We start from the raw sequence: 18,161 nt of genomic DNA, 5'->3' as shown, positions 1-18,161 counted from the left end.
CTAAATCGGACACTTCGGTGGGGCGGGGCCACTCTTGTCGGGCACCCGTGGTCTCATGCGAAGGTGGGTGAGGGAGAGCCGCTGAGAGTCGCGGCCCGGGGCGCGTCGCCGGTAGCGGTCCGTGAGCGTCCCCACGCGAAGAGTCGTTACCGGCTCGTCCGCGGCACACCCGCGCCCGCGAAGCGCCTCACGCTCGACGCGGACCAGCGTGCGGTCACCGCGCACGAGAGCGGCCCGCTGCTCGTCCTGGCCGGGCCGGGCACCGGGAAGACGACAACGATCGTCGAGTCGGTGGTGGCCCGGGTCGAGGCCGGCGCCGATCCGGAGTCGGTCCTCGTCCTCACCTACGGTCGCAAAGCGGCCGGCCGGCTGCGCGAGCGCATCACCGAACGGCTCGGCCGCACCACCACCGAGCCGCTGGCCCGCACGTTCTACTCCTACGCGTGGGGCCTGCTCCGCCGCGACGCGTCGCTCCGCGGTGAGCGGGCACCCCGCCTGCTCACCGGCCCGGAACAGGACGCGCTCATCCGCGACCTGCTCGAGGGCGACATCGAGGGGTACGGCGTGCGCTGGCCCGAGCCCGAGCAGCTCGAGGCCCCCCGCGGCTTCGCGGCCGAGCTGCGCGACCTGATGCTGCGGGTCCAGGAACGCGGAATCGACCCGGTCGGCCTGGACGAGCTCGGCCAACTGCACCAGCGTCCCGACTGGCGGGCCGCGGCCCGCTTCCTCCAGCAGTACTTCGACGTACTCGAGCTGCGCGACGCGGAGAGCGCGAACCAGGGCATCGGCTACGACAACGCGCTGATCATCCAGGAAGCGGTGAGCCTGCTCCGCAACGATCCGGAGCTGCTCGACCAGGAGCGCCGCGCCCGTGGGCACGTCTTCGTCGACGAGTACCAGGAGACCGACCCGGCCCAGCGCGAGCTGCTGCGGCTGCTCTGCGGCGGCGGCCGGTTCCTGGTCGCGGCGGCCGACCCGGACCAGTCGATCTTCGGCTTCCGCGGTGCCGACCCCGGCGGCGTCTACTCGTTCGCCGACGACTTCCCGACCGCCGACGGCGAGCCGGCCGAAACCGTCGTGCTGGGCACCGCCCACCGCGCCGGGCCCACCCTGCAGGAGACCGCCGACCGGGTCGGCACCCGTCTGCGCGGCGGTGCCCGGCAGCGCACCCCGCACCTCGGCCCGGAGACCCCGGCCGCGCTGGCCGACGGCGCCGAGGTGGTGACCGTGCGCAGCGCCACCCAGGAGGCCGCGTACGTCGCGCACCGGCTGCGTCGTGCGCACCTCATCGACGGCGTGCCGTGGTCGCGGATGGCGGTGCTGGTCCGCTCGGCGCCGCGCTCGGCGAGCACGCTGCGTCGCGGCCTGGTGCACGCCGGTGTCCCGGTGGAGATCGACACCGACGAACTGCCGCTGGCCCAGCAGCGCGGGGTGGCCCCGATCGTCCGGGCGCTCGGCGTCGCGCTGCACCCGGAACGGCTCGACGACGCCGCCGCGGTCGCGCTGCTCACGTCCCCGCTGGGCGACGCCGACGCGCTGAGCCTGCGCCGGCTGCGTCAACAGCTGCGGCTGGTGGCCTCGGCCGGTGGTGACACCCGGTCGTCGGCCGAGCTGCTGCCGGAGGCGCTCGCCGACCCCCGCGACCTGATCCCGGTCGACTCCGAGTGGGGCCGCCCGGCCCGGCGGGTGGCGTCGGTGCTGACCGCGATCAGGACCGCGGCCGAGGAACCCGGCGCCACCCCGGAGTCGGTGCTCTGGGCCGCCTGGGAGACGTCCGGCCTGGGCCCGCGCTGGGAGGACGACAGCCTGCGCGGCGGCGCCGAGGGGGCCGACGCCGACTCCGCGCTGGACGCCGCGGTCGCGCTCTTCGACCAGGCGGCCAACTTCGTCGACGGGCTGCCCGGCGCCACCCCGACGATGTTCGTCGACTACCTGGAGCACCTGCGCATCCCGGCCGACTCGATCGCGCCCACCGGCCAGCGCAGCGAGGTCGTCCGCATCCTCACCGCGCACGCGTCCAAGGGCCTGGAGTGGGACGTCGTCGCGGTCGCCGGTGTGCAGGAGGGGCTCTGGCCCGACCTGCGTCCGCGCGGAACCGTGCTCGGCTCCGAGGAACTCGTCGACCTGGTCGCCGGGCGTCCGCCGCAGCTGGCCGGCCACCTGGCCCAGCTGCTCGACGAGGAGCGGCGGCTGTTCTACGTCGCGGTCACGCGGGCCCGGCGCGCGCTGCTGGTCACCGCGGTCGACACGGTCGACGGGGAGGACGCCCAGCAGGCGTCCCGGTTCCTGGACGAGATCGATCCCCCCGAGCGGCCGCTGGTGCCCCGCGAGGAGGACGGCGGCCGGGCCGCGGTCGTCGTGCCGCGCCAGCTGACGCTCCCGGCGCTGGTCGCGGAGCTGCGCCGGGTCGTGCTCGACCGCGAGGGCGATCCGGTCCGCCGCCGGGCGGCCGCGCGGCAGCTCGCCCGGCTCGCGGGCGCCGGTGTCCCCGGCGCCGATCCGGCCGAGTGGTGGGGTTTCGCGCCGCTGTCGGACGCCGAGGCGCTGCGCGGCCCGGACGAGATGGTCGCGGTGTCGCCGTCGCGTGTCGAGGCGTTCCAGACCTGTGCGTTGCGCTGGCTGCTCGAGACCAGCGGCGGCGGCACCACCAGCACCGCCCAGGGCATCGGCACGGTCGTGCACGACGTCGCGGCCGAGGTCACCGTCCCCGACCTGCGCGAGCTCTCCGCCCGCCTCAACGAGCGCTGGCGGCGCGTCGACCTCACCGGCTGGTACGGCCGCAAACAGCACGAGCGCGCCACCCAGATGGTGGATCGGCTGGCCGGTTGGCTGGCCCGCAACCCGCGCCAGCTGGTGGCGGTCGAGCGCGAGTTCTCGGTCGACGTCGGGCGGGCGACGATCCGCGGCCGGGTCGACCGGCTGGAGCGCGACGAGGACGGCCGCCTGGTCGTCGTCGACCTGAAGACCGGGCAGAGCAAACCGCCGGCCGAGAAGATCCCGACGCACCCGCAGCTGGGCGTCTACCAGCTGGCGGTCGAGCACGGCGCCTTCCCCGAGCACGGCACCGAGACCGGCGGGGCGTCGCTGGTCCACATCGGCATGCCCACGGTGCGCGCCTCCGAGCAGGTGCAGGAACCGCCGCAGCGCCAGTGGGCCGAACAACTGGTCCGCGACGTCGCCGACGGCATGGCCGGCAGCGTCTTCACCGCCACCCAGAACAACTACTGCCGGATGTGCGCGGTCGCCTCCTCGTGCCCGATCGTGTCGGGTCAGGTGACCGACGAGTGACCGACGGCTGGCCCGCCGGGTCGTTCTCGGCCCTCGACATCGCCGAGCGCCTCGACCTGCCCCGCCCCACCGACGAGCAGATCGCGGTGATCGAGGCGCCGCTCGCGCCGGTGCTCGTCGTCGCCGGCGCCGGGTCGGGCAAGACCGAGACGATGTCCGCGCGTGTCGTCTGGCTGGTGGCCAACGGGCTGGTGCGGCCCGAGGAGGTGCTCGGCCTCACGTTCACCCGCAAGGCCGCGGCCGAGCTGGCCAACCGGGTCCGCCAGCGGCTGGGCCAGCTGCGCGGGGTGATGGCCGGCGGGGTGCAGGTCGGCGACCCCACCGTGGCCACGTACAACGCGTACGCCGCCCGGGTGGTGGCCGAGCACGGGCTGCGTGCCGGGTTCGAGCCCTCCGCGCGGCTGCTCACCGACGCCCGCACCTGGCAGCTGGCCAGCGGCTCGGTCGAGATCTACGACGGGGACATGTCGTTCGTCGACTGGACCCCACCGACCGTCTCCACCGCGGTGCTCGACGTCGCCGGGCAGCTCGCCGAGCACCTGCGCACCACCGACGAGCTGGTCGACTGGACCGAGGCCTTCGTCCGGCGCATCGCCGGCCTGCCCAAGGGGCCGCGTCAGCGCAACGACATCGCCCCCGAGCTGAAGAAGGTGCTCGACGTCCAGCGCGCCCGGCTGCAGGTGCTGCCGCTGGTGGAGGAGTACGACCGGCGCAAGCGCCGGGACGAGGTGATGGACTTCGCCGACCAGGTGTCCCGCGCGGCCCGGGTGGCGAGCAACCATCCCGAGGTCGGCCGGGTCGAGCGTGCCCGGTACCGGGTCGTGTTACTCGACGAGTACCAGGACACCAGCCACGCGCAGCTGGTGCTGCTGCGGTCGCTGTTCGGCGGTGGCCACCCGGTGACGGCGGTCGGTGACCCGTGCCAGTCGATCTACGCCTGGCGCGGAGCGTCGGCCGGCAACCTGACCCGGTTCCCCGAGCACTTCCCGCGGAGATCCGGCGATACCCCGGTGCTGCCGCTCACCACCAGCTGGCGCAACGGGCCGCAGATCCTCGACCTGGCCAACGCGCTCTCCGCGCCCCTGCGCGGCACACCCGGCGGCCCGCGCACCTGGGTCAGCGACGCGATCGCCGGTACGCCGGTACCCGAGCTGCAGGCCGCACCCCACCGCACCGACCCGGGCGAGGTGCTGTGCTCGCTGCACGAGACCGTGCAGGACGAGGCGGTCTGGATCGCGTCGCAGATCGCGTCCCGCTGGCGGGCGGGCGGTGACCAGCCGCCCACCGTCGCGGTGCTGGCCCGTACCCGCAACCAGTTCGAGCGGCTGGCCGACGCGCTGCGTGCGACCGGCCTGCCGGTCGAGGTCGTCGGCCTCGGCGGCCTGCTCGCCACCCCGGAGGTCCGCGACCTGGTCGCGACGCTGAACGTCCTGATCGACCCGACGGCGGGCGCCGCGCTGCTCCGGTTGCTCTCCGGCGCCCGGTGGCGGTTGGGGCCGCGTGATCTGGACGCCCTGGGGCGGCGTGCCCGTGAGCTGGCGGCCGCCACCGCCGGCCCCGACGACGACACCCCGATCGAGAAGGCCGAGGAGCGCAGCATCATCGAGGCGCTCGACGACCTGGGCCCGGCCGAGGGCTACTCGCCCGTCGGGTACGAGCGGCTGACCCGGTTCGCCGACGAGTTGCGCCGGCTGCGGCTGCGCGTCAACCAGCCGGTGCCCGACCTGGTCGCGGAGGTGGAGCTGCGGCTCGGCCTGGACATCGAGGTCGGCAGCCGCACGCTGGAGGGCGCGACGGCGGGCACCGCGTCGCTGGCCCGGGCCCACCTGGACGCGTTCGCCGACGTCGCCGCCGACTTCGCCGAGGCCGCCGAACAGCCGACGCTCTCCGCGTTCCTCTCCTACCTGGGCGCGGCCGACGAGCGGGAACGCGGGCTCGCGCCCGGCCAGGTCGACGTCCGGCCGGGCGCGGTGCAGGTGCTCACCGTGCACGCGGCGAAGGGCCTGGAGTGGGACGTGGTCGCGGTGCCCGGTCTCTCCCGGGGCGTGTTCCCCGGCACGGCCAAGATGTCCGACACCTGGAGCCGCGGCCTCGGTGTGCTCCCGTTCGAGCTGCGCGGCGACGCGGCCGACCTCCCGTCGCTGGTGCTGACCGGCGTCACCGACCAGAGCGAGGCGAAGGCCGCGCTGGCCCGCTTCGGCGACGCGTGGAAGGCCCGGTCGCTGTCCGACGAACGGCGGCTGGCCTACGTGGCGGTGACCCGGGCCCGGCACGTGCTGCTCTGCTCCGGCGCCTGGTGGGACGCCGGGATCGAACCGCGTGGCCCGTCGCCGTTCCTGCACGAGGTGCACGAGCACTGCGTCAACGGCGGCGGCACCGTCGACGGCTGGTTCGCCGAACCCGAGTCCGGCACCGAGAACCCGCTGCTCGCGGCCGGTCGGGTCGCGCTCTGGCCGTTCGACCCGCTGGGCGCACGCCGGGACGAGGTGGAGGAGGCGGCCGCGCTCGTCGTCGCGGCGGCCACGGCCGAGGAGACCGAGGCCGAGCGGGAGGCCGCCGAGGCCTGGTCGGAGGAGGCCGAGATGCTGCTCGCCGAGCGCGCCGGCGCCCGCCCCGACGGCGACGTCGTGACCGTTCCGCTGCCGCCGCAGCTGACCGTCTCGCAGCTCGTCCTGCTGGGCCGCGACCCGGCCGAGCTGGCGCGGCAGCTGCGTCGTCCGGTGCCGGTCCCACCGGCGCCGCTGGCCCGGCGGGGCACCGCGTTCCACGCCTGGCTGGAACGCCGGTTCGGCGCGGACCGGCTGCTCGACGTCGACGAGCTCCCGGGCGCGGCCGACGCCGGGGAGTCACCCGACGACGAGCTCCCCGCGCTGCAGGAGGCGTTCCTGCGCAGCGAGTGGGCCGACCGGGTGCCCCAGCACGTCGAGGTGCCGTTCGCGACGCTGCTGGGCCCGACCGTCCTCCGTGGCCGGATCGACGCGGTGTTCCGCACCACGCACGGCTGGGAGGTCGTCGACTGGAAGACCGGCCGCCCGCCGTCCGGGCCGGCGGCCGCGGCGGCGCAGGTGCAGCTCGCCGCGTACCGGTTGGCCTGGGCGGCGCTCGCCGGCTGCCCGGTCGACGAGGTGAGCGCCGCGTTCCACTACGTCCGCGCGGTGCGCACCGTGCGGCCGGCCGACCTGCTCGACGAGGCGGGCCTGGCCGCGCTCGTCACCTCGCTGGGGCGCTGACCCGCTCCAGCACGATCTCCGCGACGCGCTCGGGCGCCTGGTCGGGCAGCCAGTGCGTCAGGCCTTCGAGCTCGACGAACGTGTAGTCGCTCTCGACGTACGTGCCGGTGGCCTCGGCGGCGGTGCGCCCCAGCGCGGTGTCGCCGTCGCTCCAGACGTACGTCGTCGGCACCCGCACCGGGTCGGCGTTCAGCGAGTCACGGGCACGCATGGCCCGGTACCAGTTCAGCGTCGCGGTCAGCGCACCGCGCTCGCGGAGCGGCCGCACGTACCCGTCGACCTCGTCGCGCGAGAGCCCGGCGCCCGCGAACACCCCGCGGAGCAACCGCGCGTTGAACGCCAGCAGCGCGCGCTCGGCGATCCAGCGGCGTCGGAAGAAGTAGATGTACGACGACTTCTTGCGCTGGTCCGGGTCCGAGCGCAGCGCGGTGACGAACGCCCGCGGGTGGCCGACGGAGAGCGCGGTGAGCGTGCGGACCCGGTCGGGGTGGCGCGCGGTGAGGTGCCAGGCGACGATCGCACCCCAGTCGTGGCCGACGACGTGGGCCGAGGCCAGGCCGAGGTGGTCGAGCAGCGACAGCACGTCGGCGACCAGGTGGTCGATCCGGTACGCGTCGACGGTGTCCGGCCGCGCGCCGGGGGAGTAGCCCCGCTGGTCGGGGGCGTAGGTGCGGTAGCCGGCCGCGTTGAGCCGCGCGGTGACGCCATCCCACTCGGCGGCGTTCTGCGGGAAGCCGTGCAGGAGGACCACCGGGTCGCCGTCGGCCGGGCCGCCGACCCGCAGATCGAACGTGAGACCGCCCGACGACCACCGGGTCATCGGTCCGCCCTCGGGAACAGGCAGAACTCGTTGCCCTCGGGGTCGGTCAGGATCCACCAGGAGACGTCCTCGTCCGGGCGTCGCCGCAGCGTCGCGCCCGCCGCGACGAACGGTTCCGGACCGTCGGCGTCCACCAGCGTGACGTCCCAGTGCCAGCGGTTCTTGACGCTCTTGGGCTCGGGAACCGGGCCGAACACCCAGTAGTCCCACGGGAAGCCGGCCGCGCCCTCGATCCAGCAGTAGTCCTTGTGCTCGGCCTCGTGCACCTCGCCGCCGACCAGGGCCGCCCACCAGCCGGCCAGTTCCCGCGCGTTGCCGCTGTCGACGTTCAGCTCGAACGGCGTGGTCCGCGTGACCGGCGTCGACTCGGCGGTCGGCGGGAACGCGCAGAACACGTTCCCGTCCGGGTCGGTGAGCTGCCACCACGGATCGACGTCGGGCTCGGTGAGGATGCGTGCCCCCAGCGACACCAGCGGCGAGACGTCGGCGGAGGGCAGCCGGAGGTCGAGGTGCACGCGGGTCTTGCCGATCCGCGGCTCGCCGACGGGGTTGACCCAGAGCTGGGTCTCGATCGGCGCACCCGGCCGCGCGTCCACGCGATAGCCCTTCGGGCCCTCCGTGGTGGTGGAGCCCAGCACCGCGGCCCAGAATCCGCTCAGTCCGGCGGCGTCGTTCAGCGGGGCGTCCAGAACCAGGTCTTTGAATCGGGCGATCGCCATGGGCGGAGACCTTATTCACTCGGGGGCGGTCGATCTGAGCCGGTAGAGACCGAATCGCTCCATCCGTACGTTGGCTCGCTGACAGAAATCTACGGGGAAACGACGCAGACTAGCGCCACGATGCAACCAGGGGCCGGTTCACAGCGTCCTAACGCGTGAGGGGATTTCACTTCGGCCCCGGGAGACCCGGGAGCCGACAGGAGGTGTCGAGATGCGCATGTTCCGGCGAGCCCAGGCTGCCGGGTGGTCGACGGTGGTGCTCAGCGCCGCCGCGGGCCTGGTGATGGCGGCGCTGGTCGCGCTGACCCCCTGGCGCGTGGCCGACCTCGGCGGTCCGGGGTCACGTGACCGGGTGGAATCCGTGAGGGAGGATGGAGCCGTCGAGCGCGGCGTGAACGTCCGGAGCTTCATCGCCGCGACCCGGGACGTGTCCGGCGCGGATTGGTACCGCGTCGGCTGATCTACGGCGCCCCCGGGCCGGAACGGTGCACGGGAGCGGCTGCGTATGACGACCGGCAACGGGTCGGGGAACGCGAACGGTGGGGGCGAGAGCCCGTGGGCGCGCCCGGCTACCGGCAGTGAGCCCCCGGTCACCTGGGTGCCGCCCCGGCCGCCGGTCACTCCGTCGTACCGGCCGTACCAGCAACCGGCCCCCGACGTCGTCGAAACCCCGGCCGCGAAGCCGCAGCTGGCGAGATGGGTGATCGGCGGGGGTGCCCTCCTGGTCCTCGGCCTGGTGGCCGTACTGGTACTGGCGTCGACGGGTGTCTTCCGCAGCGACAACCCGAGCCTGTTCGGCCCGTTCGCCGGTGAGAACCCGGAAGCGTCCGGGCCGCCACTGGCGCGGCTCTGCCCGCCGGCGTCGGAGAACCCGCCGCCCGGTGGCGAGGAACCGGCCCCGGTGGAGGGCCCGCGCATCACCGACCGGGGTTCCGGCATCTCCTACCTCCGGCTCGACGCACCGTGGACGCTGTGGGATCGCGGCCCCTGGGGGCAGGGGACGCTCGGCGTCGACTTCGAAACCGGCTACTACTTCGTCACCGAGACGTACTCGGGCGGTGACTACCTCGCGTCCGTGCTCTCCGGCAAGGTCCCGGCGACGGTCGGCGACAGCCTCTCGCTGAACCTGCCCTGCGCCGGGCGTCAGGTGGCCGAGGACGTCCGCCGGGCCTACTACCCCCAGCCCAACGTCAAGGAGCAGACCCGCGACGAGCAGATCGTCGTGGGCGGCCGGCCGGCCTGGGTGTCGACGTTCCACCTGACGTTCGAGGCGAACGGTCTGGACGCCCGCGGCGAGCAGGTGGCCGTCGTCCTCGTTGACGTCGGCCGACCTGACGCCGCGGTGCTCTACATCTCGATCCCGGACACCCACCGGCAGTACAACCCCGAGATCGATCGGATCGTCGCCTCGATTCAGCCCGCGTAGAGGGCGTCGAGTTCCTTCGTGTACTTCTCCTCGACGAACTTGCGGCGGACCTTGAGCGACGGCGTGATCTCACCGTTGTCGACCGAGAGGTCGTTCGGCAGGATCACGAAGCCCTTGATCGACTCCCAGCGGTTGAGCTGGCCGTTGAGCTGATCGACGCCGCTCTGGACGTGGGCGCGCACCTGCGGGTGGTTCGAGAGCTCGGCCACCGACAGCGACTCCAGCCCCGCTCCCTGCGCCCAGGTCCTGATCTCGTCCGGGTCGAGCGTGATCAGCATCGTGCAGTAGTTCCTGGTGTGCACGATCACCTGGCTGACCTGCGGGACGATCGTCTTGAACAGCCCCTCGATGTACGAGGGCGCGACATACTTGCCGCCGGACGTCTTGACCAGGTCCTTCTTGCGGTCGGTGATGCGCAGGAACCCGTCGTCGAGCTCGCCGATGTCACCGGTGTGGAACCAGCCGTCCTCGGTGAGGACGGCCGCGGTCTCCTCCGGCTTGTGGTGGTAGCCGCGCATGACACCGCCACCGCGCAGCAGGATCTCGCCGTCCTCGGCGATCTTCACCTCGAGGTCGCCCAGCGGGAGCCCGACGGTGCCGAGCCGGAACCGGCCCGGCCGGTTGACGAATGAGCCCGCGGTGGTCTCGGTGAGCCCGTAGCCCTCGTAGATCGGGATGCCCGCGGCGTGGAAGAACTCCGCGACCTCCCGGGAGAGCGGCGCGGCTCCGGAGATCATCCCGCGCATCCGGCCGCCGAACCGGGTCTGCAGCTTGCTGAACACCAGCTTGGTGGCGACCGCGTACTTGATCGCGAGCAGACCGGAGGGCTCCTTGCCCTGCTCGCGCAGCGCCACGACGTCCCGCCCGACGCCGAGTGCCCAGGTGAAGATCTTCCAGGTGGCGCCGCCCTTGTCCTGCGCCATCGTCCGGACCCGGTTGTAGACCTTCTCGTAGATCCGGGGCACGCCGGCCATCACCGTCGGCCGCACCGTCGGCAGGTTCTCGACGATCTTGTCGACCCGGCCGTCGACGTAGCTCTCGAAGCCGATCGTGAGCTGGGCGCAGAGCAGCACCTTGCCGAAGACGTGCGCCATCGGCAGCCAGAGGTACTGCAGGTCGGTCTCTTCGATGATGCCGAGGCCGGCCTGGGCGTCGGACTCCCAGATCCAGTTCGCGTGCACCAGGCGGACGCCCTTGGGACGGCCGGTGGTGCCGGACGTGTAGACGAGCGTGGCCAGGTCGTCCGGGCCGATGCCGTCGATGCGCTGCTCGATCAGCTTCGGCTCGGCGATCAGCCGCTCGGCGCCGCGCTCGAGCAGCTCGTGCAGGGAGAGCACCTCGGGGCCGTCGGTGACCTCCGGCGTCTCGAGCGCGTCGAGCGTGACGATCGCCCGCAGGTCCGGCAGCTCGTCGAGCTTGCCCTGGAACTTGGTCAGCTGGGTGGCGTCCTCGGCGAACAGGACGACGCTGCCGGAGTCGGCCACGATGAACGCCGCGTCGCCGGGCTCCGTCGTCGGGTAGATCGTGGTGGTGGCGCCACCGGCGCACATCACCGCGAGGTCGGCGAGGATCCACTCGATCCGGGTGCCGGACGCGATCGCGACCCGGTCACCGGGCCCGACGCCGAGCTCGGCCAGCCCCGCGGCCAGCGCGTACACCTGCTCGGCGGTCTCCTGCCAGGTGAGGCTCGTGGTGCCGATGGCGCCGCCGGCGATCGTCGTGCTGATCGGCGCCGGCCCCGCGAACGCCCGGCCCTCCGGGTTCTTCGCCACTTGGGCGCGGAAAAGTTGGCCGATCGAGCGGTGCCCGGTGTCCACGGTGACGGTCATGCTGCGCGCTCCTTCGCCCCCGGCATGTGATGCGGCACACGGTACTGACGAGTAAGCACGCGTGTGCGTCGTTCGACGATTCTCGTCGTCTCCCGTCGGCGACCTAGTTGGCCTGGCCAAACGTTCGGCGGAGTGCCTAAGGCGAGGTTCGGCGAATTCACGGGCTAGGGTCGTGAGCGTGTCTGCACCCACCTCTGCCGGCGCGCCGGTCACGATTCCCGCCACCGGCTTCCCGGTCGAGCGGTTCACGTTGCCCAACGGCCTCCGGGTCGTCCTCACGCCGGACCGGTCCGCCCCGGTGATCGCGGTCGGGGTCGTCTACGACGTCGGCATCCGATCCGAGCCGCAGGGTCGCACCGGCTTCGCCCACCTCTTCGAGCACCTGATGTTCCAGGGCTCGGAGAACCTGGAGAAGCTCGCCCACTTCCGCTACGTGCAGGCCTCCGGTGGCGTCTTCAACGGCAGCACCCACCTGGACTACACCGACTACTACGAGACGCTGCCCAGCAACGCGCTGGAGCGTGCGCTCTTCCTCGAGGCCGACCGGATGCGCCGGCCCGAGCTGACCGCGGAGAACCTCGCCAACCAGATCGCGGTGGTGAAGGAGGAGATCCGGGTCAACGTGAAGAACCGCCCCTACGGCGGCTTCCCCTGGCTGCTGCTGCCGCCGGTCATGTTCGACACGTTCGCCAACGCGCACGACGGCTACGGGTCGTTCGAGGACCTGGAGTCGGCCACCGTCGAGGACGCGCAGAGCTTCTTCTCGACGTACTACGCACCGGGCAACGCGGTGCTCGCGGTCGGCGGTGACCTGGACGTCGCCGGGGCGACCGCGCTGATCGAACGGCACTTCGGCGACGTCGAGGCGCGGCCGGTGCCGACGCGGCCCGACTTCGCCGAGCCCGATCTGACGTCCGAGCGCCGCGCGGTGCACTCCGACGCGATGGCGCCGCTGCCCGCGGTCGCGATGGCCTGGCGGGTGCCCGACCCGGTCAACGACCTCGCGGCCTACCTGCCCTACGTGGTGCTGGCCGAGGTGCTCACCGACGGCGACGCCTCCCGGCTGCAGGAGCGGCTGGTGCTCACCGACGCGATCGCGACCAGCGTCTCGGGTTACCTGGGTTTCATGGGCGACCCGTTCGACGTGCGCGACCCCACCGCGTTGCTGCTCCAGGTGCACTTCCCGCCGTCGGTGTCGGCCGACACCGTGATCACCGCGATCGACCAGGAGCTCGAGCGCCTGGCCGGATCCGGGCTCGCCCCGGGTGAGCTGTCCCGGGTGCAGGCGCGGCTGGCCGCCCACCTGCTCCGCGAGGTCGACGCCGTCCTCGGCCGCACGCTCTCGATCGCCGTGCTCGAGCAGCAGCGCGGGCGGGCCGAACTGATCAACGACCTGCCGCACCTGCTGGCCGAGGTCACCGCCGAACAGGTGGTCGCCGCAGCGCAGACGCTGCGTCCGTCCCGCCGTGCCGTACTCGAATTGGTCCCGGGGAGCGCCCAGTGAGCCCGTCGCACGCCGCCCCACGCCGTACCGTCCCGGATCTCGAGGAGCCCAGGGCGCTGCCCGAGCCCGAGGTCGCCGAGCGCACGCTCGCCAGCGGTCTGCGTGTCGTCGCGGTGCGCCGCGGCACCGTTCCGCTGGTCGAGCTCCGCCTGCGGATCCCGTTCGCGGGCGAGTCCGCCGGTGCGGACGTGCCGGTCGCCGCGGTGCTCGCGAACGCGCTGCTGTCCGGCACCGACGCCCACACCAACGTGGAGCTGGCCGCCGAGCTGCAGAAGATCGGCGGTGGGCTGTCGGTCGGCGTCGACCCCGACCGGCTCGTCGTCTCCGGCAACACGCTCTCGGACGGGCTGGGCCGGCTGCTGGAGATCCTCAACGAGGTCCTCACCACCGCCACCTACCCCGAGCGGGAGGTGCGCACCGAGCGCGACCGGCTCGCCGACCGCATCCAGATCGCGTTCTCGCAGCCCGCTCAGGCGGTTCGCCGTGCGCTGCTGCGCCGGGTCTACGGCAGCCACCCGTACGCGGTGGAGACGCCGGAGCCCGACGAGGTGCGCGCGATCGAGTCCGCGGCGCTGCGCTCGCTGCACGCCGAGCGGGTGCTGCCGGCCGGCAGCGTGCTGGTGCTCGTCGGCAACATCGACCCGGCCGCGACGCTCGACCAGGTGGAGAACGCGCTGGATGGCTGGTCGCCGACCGGCTCGGCCCACCGCACCCCGCCGGCGCCGCCGCTGACCACCGGGCCGCTGCTGCTCGTCGACCGGCCGGGGTCGGTGCAGTCGTCGCTGCGGGTGGCGCTGCCGGCGCTGCCGAGGGGCCACGCCGACTACGCGGCGTTCCAGCTCGCGAACCTGATCTTCGGTGGGTACTTCTCGTCCCGGCTGGTGGAGAACATCCGCGAGGACAAGGGCTACACCTACTCGCCGCACTCCGGCGTCGACCACTCCGCCGCCGGCTCGCTGACGCTGGTCAGCGCCGACGTCGCGACCGAGGTCACCGCGCCGGCGCTGCTGGAGATCCAGTACGAGCTCGGGCGGATGGCCACGCTGCCGCCGACCGCGGAGGAGCTGGAGCAGGCCCGCCAGTACGCGATCGGCACGCTGGCGCTGTCGATCTCGTCGCAGGCCGGCCTGGCCGGGATGCTGATCGCGCTGGCCGGTACCGGCCTCGACCTGGAGTGGCTGGCCGAACATCCGATCCGGCTGGCCAAGGTGACGCTGGAGGAGGTCGCCGCCGCGGCGGCGGGCCACCTCGCGCCGTCCGGCGGGGTCACCGTGGTGCTGGGTGACGCCGGGGTGGTGGCGGGCCCGCTGGGCGCGCTCGGCGCCGTCGACCGGTCGTGACCACCACCGGCACCGGGCAGGGCGGCCCGGAGCAGACCGAGGGTGCGGAAGGCGTTCCGGAGATCGACCGCGAGCGCACCGCGGCGTGGGAGACCAGCGCGCCCGGTGCGGTCGATCCGGCGGTGGCCGAGCTGCCGGTCTGGCGGCAGCTCGCGCTCGGTCGGGCGATGCCCGACCGGGCGGCCTACCACCGGCTGGACGGCCCGTGGCTCGACGAGGCCTGGACGCGCGCCCGCATCCTTCTGCTGGACGAGAAGGGGCGGGTGCTGGTCGAGGGCAGCCCGGAGGCGCCGCGGCTGGTCTGGTTCGCCGCCACGCAGGCGGCGACGGCCTCCGACGGCGAGCGGCTGTTCCTCGCCGAGGAAGACGGCGTGCCGTACTTCGCGCTGCTCACCGAGCTGCCATCGGTCACCGACGCCGCGCAGCGTCCGGCGAGCCTGCGTGAGGTGGGCGCACAGCTCGGTCCGCTGGAGTCGGCGCTGCTCACCGAGGCGATCGGTCTGGCCAACTGGCACCGCGACTACCGGTACGGTCCCCGCACCGGTACCCGGCTGGGGTGGCGGGCGGGGGGCTGGGAGGCCGAGGCGGTCGACGGGTCGGAGGTCGTCTATCCGCGTACCAACCCGGCGATCATCGTCCTCGTGCACGACGGCGTGCCCGGCGACGAGGGGCGGTGCCTGCTGACCCGCGGGCTCACCTGGCCCGAGGGCCGGTACTCGTGCGTGGCCGGCTTCGTCGAACCGGGCGAGGCCGCCGAGGCCGCGGTGTTCCGCGAGGTCGCCGAGGAGACCGGCGTCCGCATCCGCGAGTGCACCTACCTGGCGAGCCAGGCCTGGCCGCTGCCGGCGTCGCTGATGCTCGGTTTCTACGCGCTCGCCGACTCCGACCAGCCGGTCACGGTGGAGGAGGCCGAGTTGGCCGACGCGCGCTGGTTCACCCGCGGTGAGCTGCGCGGGCGCGGGCCGGGCAAGGCACCGATCGTGCCGCCGCCGCTCTCGATCGCCCACGAGCTGCTGACCAGCTGGCGGGACGAACGTCGCTGAGAAATCGCTGTATCACGGCCCCCGGCCGCTGCTCTGTGTAGTTGTGGCCGCCCCGGTGAGCCCCCTCTCTCGACGGGGCGGCCCTTCACACCGGGGAGGTCAGCGATGCAGAGAACTGTTGTTCCACCGAAGCCGCGGGCGTTGCGGTTACCGGAACCCGAAGTCCGGCGGACGGTTCCCGTGGTCCGCCGGGTCGCGGCGGGCGCGCTGATGACCGCGGTGGTCGTCGGGGCCACGGCCGGCGCGACGCTGGCCGCGAGCCGGGACGACGCCGGCACCGTCCCGGTCGTGGTGCGGCCCTCCGACACCACGCCGTCCCCGAGCCCCGACCGGGTGCAGGACGTCACCTACCTGGTCTACACCTGGCCGTCGCCGTCGTCGACGAAGTCCACCGCGGTGCGACTCACCGACCCCGACCAGGGTGTGGTGCGCCGGACCGGAACCGCGACCCGGATCGCGGTGGTGTGGGCGATCGCCGCGACCGTGGCCGCCGCCGGGCTCATCGCCGGTTCGATGCTGGGCCGCCGCCCTAACTCTTGACGACGACGGCGGGGCGCCGCGGGTCGTCGGCGCGGACCACGACGTCGGCGACCGTCTCCGGCCCGACCTCGGCCGCGTACCGCTCGAACGCCGGGAGCGTCCAGTGCTCCTCGGCCGGAGTGCGCCGCCGGAGCGCCGGGTCCGAGAGCCGCACGTGCACCGCCAGGTCGAAGTCGAGACCGCGGCCGAGCAGCAGCGGCCCGTCGACGAGCAGCACCGCCCGCGGCGGCACCGGGCGGTAGTCGGCCCGCACCGCCCGGTCCGCGGCGGCGTCCCAGAGCGCGGGCAGGTACCGCTCACCCGCGGCCCAGGGGGTGAGCACCTCGCGGGTCAGGCCGCCGGTGTCGAGCCAACGGTCGTAGAACGAGTCCGGGTCGGTCCGGCCGAACTCCCACCGCAGCGACGCCGGACGCAGGAAGTCGTGCGCGTGCACCCGCACCGCGGCGACACCGCCGGCCCGTAACGGCTCGACCATCCGGTCGGCGAGCCGCCCCGGCTCGGCCGCGTCCGCGCCGTCGATCGCGACGCGCAGGTGGTTACCCGCAGTCAGGCAGAGCTCGGCGAGAAGATCGGCCAGGGCCTCCGGCGTCACCGGAACCGGTTGTTCGGTCAGCTCGCTCACCTGCCCAAACGTACTCCGATAGTCCTGATCGCGTTGAACGGGCGATATCGGGCGACTATGTTCCCCCACGTGGACGGTCGTGGCTGACCGGCGTTACGTCACGACCGGGGGTGACGATGAGGCTCGCCGCATTGTTACGGAGGTCGGACTTCCGGCTGCTCTTCGCCGGGCAGGCCCTGTCGATGTTCGGCGACTCGGCGATGCTGCTCGTGCTGGCGATCTGGGTGAAGGAACTGACCGGCAGCAACGGCATGGCCGGTCTCACGCTCGTGTTCGTCGCGCTGCCGTCGCTCGTCGGGCCGCTCGGTGGCTGGCTGATCGACCGGGTCCGGCGGCGTCCGTTCCTGGTCGTGACGAACCTCTGCTCGGCGTTGTCGGTGCTGCCGCTGCTGGCGGTGCGCTCGGCCGCGCACGTGTGGCTGATCTACGCCGTCGCGACGCTCTACGGAATGCTCCTCGTGCTGCACGTCGCGGCGTTGAACGCGTTGCTCAAGACGATGCTGCCGGAGAGCGCGCTCGGCTCGGCCAACGCGGTGCTACAGACGGTCAAGGAGGCCCTGCGGCTGATCGCGCCGCTCACCGGGGCCGCGCTCTACGCGGTGGTGGGCGGCGGCGGGGTGGCGGTGCTCGACGGGGTGACGTTCGTCGGGGCCGCGATCGTGCTGAGCGCGCTCGCCGTCGCCGAGCCCGAACCGGTCGCGCGCCGTCAGTCGATGCGTGAGGAACTGGTCGTCGGACTGCGTTTCCTCTGGAATTCCGGGCCGCTGCTGCACGTCACGATCGCGCTCGGGATGGCGCTGCTGGTCGTCGGCATCGCCGAGTCGGTGGTGTTTGCGATCGTCGAGTCGCTGGGCCGGCCGCCGGAGTTCGTCGGCGTCGTGGTCGCGATCCAGGGGGTCGGGGCGGTGGTCGGCGGATTCGCGGCGACGTGGCTGATCCGCGGCGCGGCCGAGGTGCGCACGGTCGTGCTGGGCCTGGCGGTGTTCTCGGTCGGCGCGGTGATGATGGTGGCGCCCTGGTTACCGCTGCTCGCGGCGGGCGTCGTGCTCGCCGGGTTCGGGCTGCCGCTGGTCCTGGTGGGCTTCGTCACCAGCCTGCAGCGCAGCGCCAGCGGCCCGCTGATGGGCCGGGTCACCACCGCGGCGTACCTGGTCATCGGCATCCCGCAGACCGTCTCGGTCGCGTTGGGAGCGCTGCTGGTGGCGATCATCGACTACCGCTACCTGCTCGGCGTGATGGCCGGCGGCACGGCGCTGGCGGCCGGCTACCTGCTGGTGGCCGGGCGGGGCCCGGCCTCCGACCCCGACGGAGCCGCGCGCACGGTGGCCGGCGCGGTGTCGGCGAGCCGGGCGATGGGGTGGGCGTTACCACCCGCTCCGGCGCCGGCGGACGATCCGCCGGCCACCGGGAAGGCGTCGGGAGATTCAGCGGCCGAGCTTGGCCCGGACGTCGGCGATGCTCGGGTTCGTCAGCGCTGAGCCGTCGGGGAACTGCACCGTCGGCACCGTCTGGTTCCCGCCGTTGACGCTCATCACGTACTCGGCGGCCTTCGGGTCCAGCTCGATGTCGACCTCGTTGTATTCGATGCCTTCGCGGGCGAACTGGCTCTTCAGCCGCCGGCAGTAGCCACACCACGTCGTCGAGTACATCGTCAGGGTGCTCATACGGACATCCTCTCTGCTAAGTCACCGGTCACGTAACACCGCCTGGGAACAGCCCCTTCCCGCTGAGCGGGCAGTGGCAGTATCGGACGGGTGACCGTCACCCCCGCCGCGTCCGTGGACACCCGCCTCGTTGATC

The 18,161-nt window shown here is 73.3% G+C and carries 14 protein-coding genes; 9 read left to right on the top strand and 5 right to left on the bottom strand.

Annotated features, from left to right (window positions below; genetic code table 11):
- Window positions 1–63 precede the first annotated feature (63 nt).
- Both ABD437_RS41900 and ABD437_RS41895 read left to right on the top strand, forming a co-directional pair.
- Window positions 64–3,288, top strand: a complete 3,225-nt coding sequence (locus tag ABD437_RS41900) for an ATP-dependent helicase (protein ID WP_344654553.1) — start codon at window positions 64–66, stop codon at window positions 3,286–3,288.
- Complete coding sequence (locus ABD437_RS41895) at window positions 3,252–6,518, top strand: ATP-dependent helicase (RefSeq protein WP_425558375.1); 3,267 nt, start codon at window positions 3,252–3,254, stop codon at window positions 6,516–6,518. The genes ABD437_RS41900 and ABD437_RS41895 overlap by 37 nt, the downstream gene beginning before the upstream one ends.
- Here ABD437_RS41895 and ABD437_RS41890 read toward each other — a convergent pair.
- Window positions 6,499–7,338, bottom strand: a complete 840-nt coding sequence (locus ABD437_RS41890) for an alpha/beta fold hydrolase (protein ID WP_344654551.1) — start codon at window positions 7,336–7,338, stop codon at window positions 6,499–6,501. The two genes, ABD437_RS41895 and ABD437_RS41890, sit on opposite strands and share 20 nt — an antisense overlap.
- Window positions 7,335–8,057, bottom strand: coding sequence for a VOC family protein (locus tag ABD437_RS41885; protein WP_344654550.1), 723 nt, complete (start codon window positions 8,055–8,057; stop codon window positions 7,335–7,337). The genes ABD437_RS41890 and ABD437_RS41885 overlap by 4 nt, the downstream gene beginning before the upstream one ends.
- 211 nt (window positions 8,058–8,268) lie before the next feature.
- Here ABD437_RS41885 and ABD437_RS41880 point away from each other — a divergent pair, with 211 nt between their 5' ends.
- Together ABD437_RS41880 and ABD437_RS41875 are read left to right on the top strand one after the other, a co-directional pair.
- A complete protein-coding gene (locus ABD437_RS41880; protein ID WP_344654549.1) occupies window positions 8,269–8,517 on the top strand; it encodes a hypothetical protein in 249 nt (82 codons plus the stop codon).
- A 45-nt stretch (window positions 8,518–8,562) separates the two neighbouring features.
- Window positions 8,563–9,483 carry a hypothetical protein gene (locus tag ABD437_RS41875; RefSeq protein ID WP_344654548.1) on the top strand — a complete coding sequence of 307 codons (921 nt, stop codon included), beginning with the start codon at window positions 8,563–8,565 and terminating at the stop codon, window positions 9,481–9,483.
- On the opposite strand, the gene ABD437_RS41870 is transcribed toward ABD437_RS41875, so the two are convergent.
- Window positions 9,471–11,312: an AMP-dependent synthetase/ligase gene (locus ABD437_RS41870; RefSeq protein WP_344654547.1), complete on the bottom strand. Its 1,842-nt coding sequence runs from the start codon at window positions 11,310–11,312 to the stop codon at window positions 9,471–9,473. The genes ABD437_RS41875 and ABD437_RS41870 overlap by 13 nt on opposite strands.
- 178 nt (window positions 11,313–11,490) lie before the next feature.
- On the opposite strand from ABD437_RS41870, the gene ABD437_RS41865 reads away from it, so the two are divergent.
- The 4 genes from ABD437_RS41865 to ABD437_RS41850 all read left to right on the top strand — a co-directional run bounded on the left by ABD437_RS41865 (window position 11,491) and on the right by ABD437_RS41850 (window position 15,739).
- Complete coding sequence (locus ABD437_RS41865) at window positions 11,491–12,816, top strand: M16 family metallopeptidase (RefSeq protein ID WP_344654546.1); 1,326 nt, start codon at window positions 11,491–11,493, stop codon at window positions 12,814–12,816.
- Entirely contained in the window at window positions 12,813–14,156 is a 1,344-nt protein-coding gene (locus ABD437_RS41860) for a M16 family metallopeptidase (RefSeq protein WP_425558374.1), read from the top strand. The genes ABD437_RS41865 and ABD437_RS41860 overlap by 4 nt, the downstream gene beginning before the upstream one ends.
- Window positions 14,153–15,199, top strand: a complete 1,047-nt coding sequence (nudC, locus tag ABD437_RS41855) for an NAD(+) diphosphatase (protein ID WP_344654545.1) — start codon at window positions 14,153–14,155, stop codon at window positions 15,197–15,199. Before ABD437_RS41860 ends, nudC begins: the two co-directional genes overlap by 4 nt.
- Window positions 15,200–15,379: 180 nt before the next feature.
- Complete coding sequence (locus ABD437_RS41850; RefSeq protein ID WP_344654544.1) at window positions 15,380–15,739, top strand: hypothetical protein; 360 nt, start codon at window positions 15,380–15,382, stop codon at window positions 15,737–15,739.
- Here ABD437_RS41850 and ABD437_RS41845 read toward each other — a convergent pair.
- A complete protein-coding gene (locus tag ABD437_RS41845) occupies window positions 15,729–16,361 on the bottom strand; it encodes a nucleoside/nucleotide kinase family protein (RefSeq protein ID WP_344654543.1) in 633 nt (210 codons plus the stop codon). The genes ABD437_RS41850 and ABD437_RS41845 overlap by 11 nt on opposite strands.
- Window positions 16,362–16,477: 116 nt before the next feature.
- On the opposite strand from ABD437_RS41845, the gene ABD437_RS41840 reads away from it, so the two are divergent.
- Window positions 16,478–17,839, top strand: coding sequence for an MFS transporter (locus ABD437_RS41840; RefSeq protein WP_344654542.1), 1,362 nt, complete (start codon window positions 16,478–16,480; stop codon window positions 17,837–17,839).
- Here the strand turns inward: ABD437_RS41840 and ABD437_RS41835 are convergent.
- Entirely contained in the window at window positions 17,786–18,025 is a 240-nt protein-coding gene (locus tag ABD437_RS41835; RefSeq protein ID WP_035857480.1) for a mycoredoxin, read from the bottom strand. The two genes, ABD437_RS41840 and ABD437_RS41835, sit on opposite strands and share 54 nt — an antisense overlap.
- Window positions 18,026–18,161 lie beyond the last annotated feature (136 nt).

Origin of the sequence: Cryptosporangium japonicum, from assembly GCF_039524755.1 — a bacterium.
In the GTDB taxonomy this organism is placed as follows: domain Bacteria; phylum Actinomycetota; class Actinomycetes; order Mycobacteriales; family Cryptosporangiaceae; genus Cryptosporangium; species Cryptosporangium japonicum.
Note: the sequence above shows the minus strand (reverse complement) of the source record. Positions and strands in the feature narration are given on the sequence as shown.

Bases quoted from the DNA above. Each gene is read 5' to 3' on its own strand.
- ABD437_RS41840 (WP_344654542.1), top strand. From the start codon at position 16,478: ATGAGGCTCGCCGCATTGTTACGGAGGTCGGACTTCCGGCTGCTCTTC.
- ABD437_RS41870 (WP_344654547.1), bottom strand. From the start codon at position 11,312: ATGACCGTCACCGTGGACACCGGGCACCGCTCGATCGGCCAACTTTTC.
- ABD437_RS41885 (WP_344654550.1), bottom strand. From the start codon at position 8,057: ATGGCGATCGCCCGATTCAAAGACCTGGTTCTGGACGCCCCGCTGAAC.
- ABD437_RS41880 (WP_344654549.1), top strand. From the start codon at position 8,269: ATGCGCATGTTCCGGCGAGCCCAGGCTGCCGGGTGGTCGACGGTGGTG.
- ABD437_RS41835 (WP_035857480.1), bottom strand. From the start codon at position 18,025: ATGAGCACCCTGACGATGTACTCGACGACGTGGTGTGGCTACTGCCGG.
- ABD437_RS41875 (WP_344654548.1), top strand. From the start codon at position 8,563: ATGACGACCGGCAACGGGTCGGGGAACGCGAACGGTGGGGGCGAGAGC.
- ABD437_RS41890 (WP_344654551.1), bottom strand. From the start codon at position 7,338: ATGACCCGGTGGTCGTCGGGCGGTCTCACGTTCGATCTGCGGGTCGGC.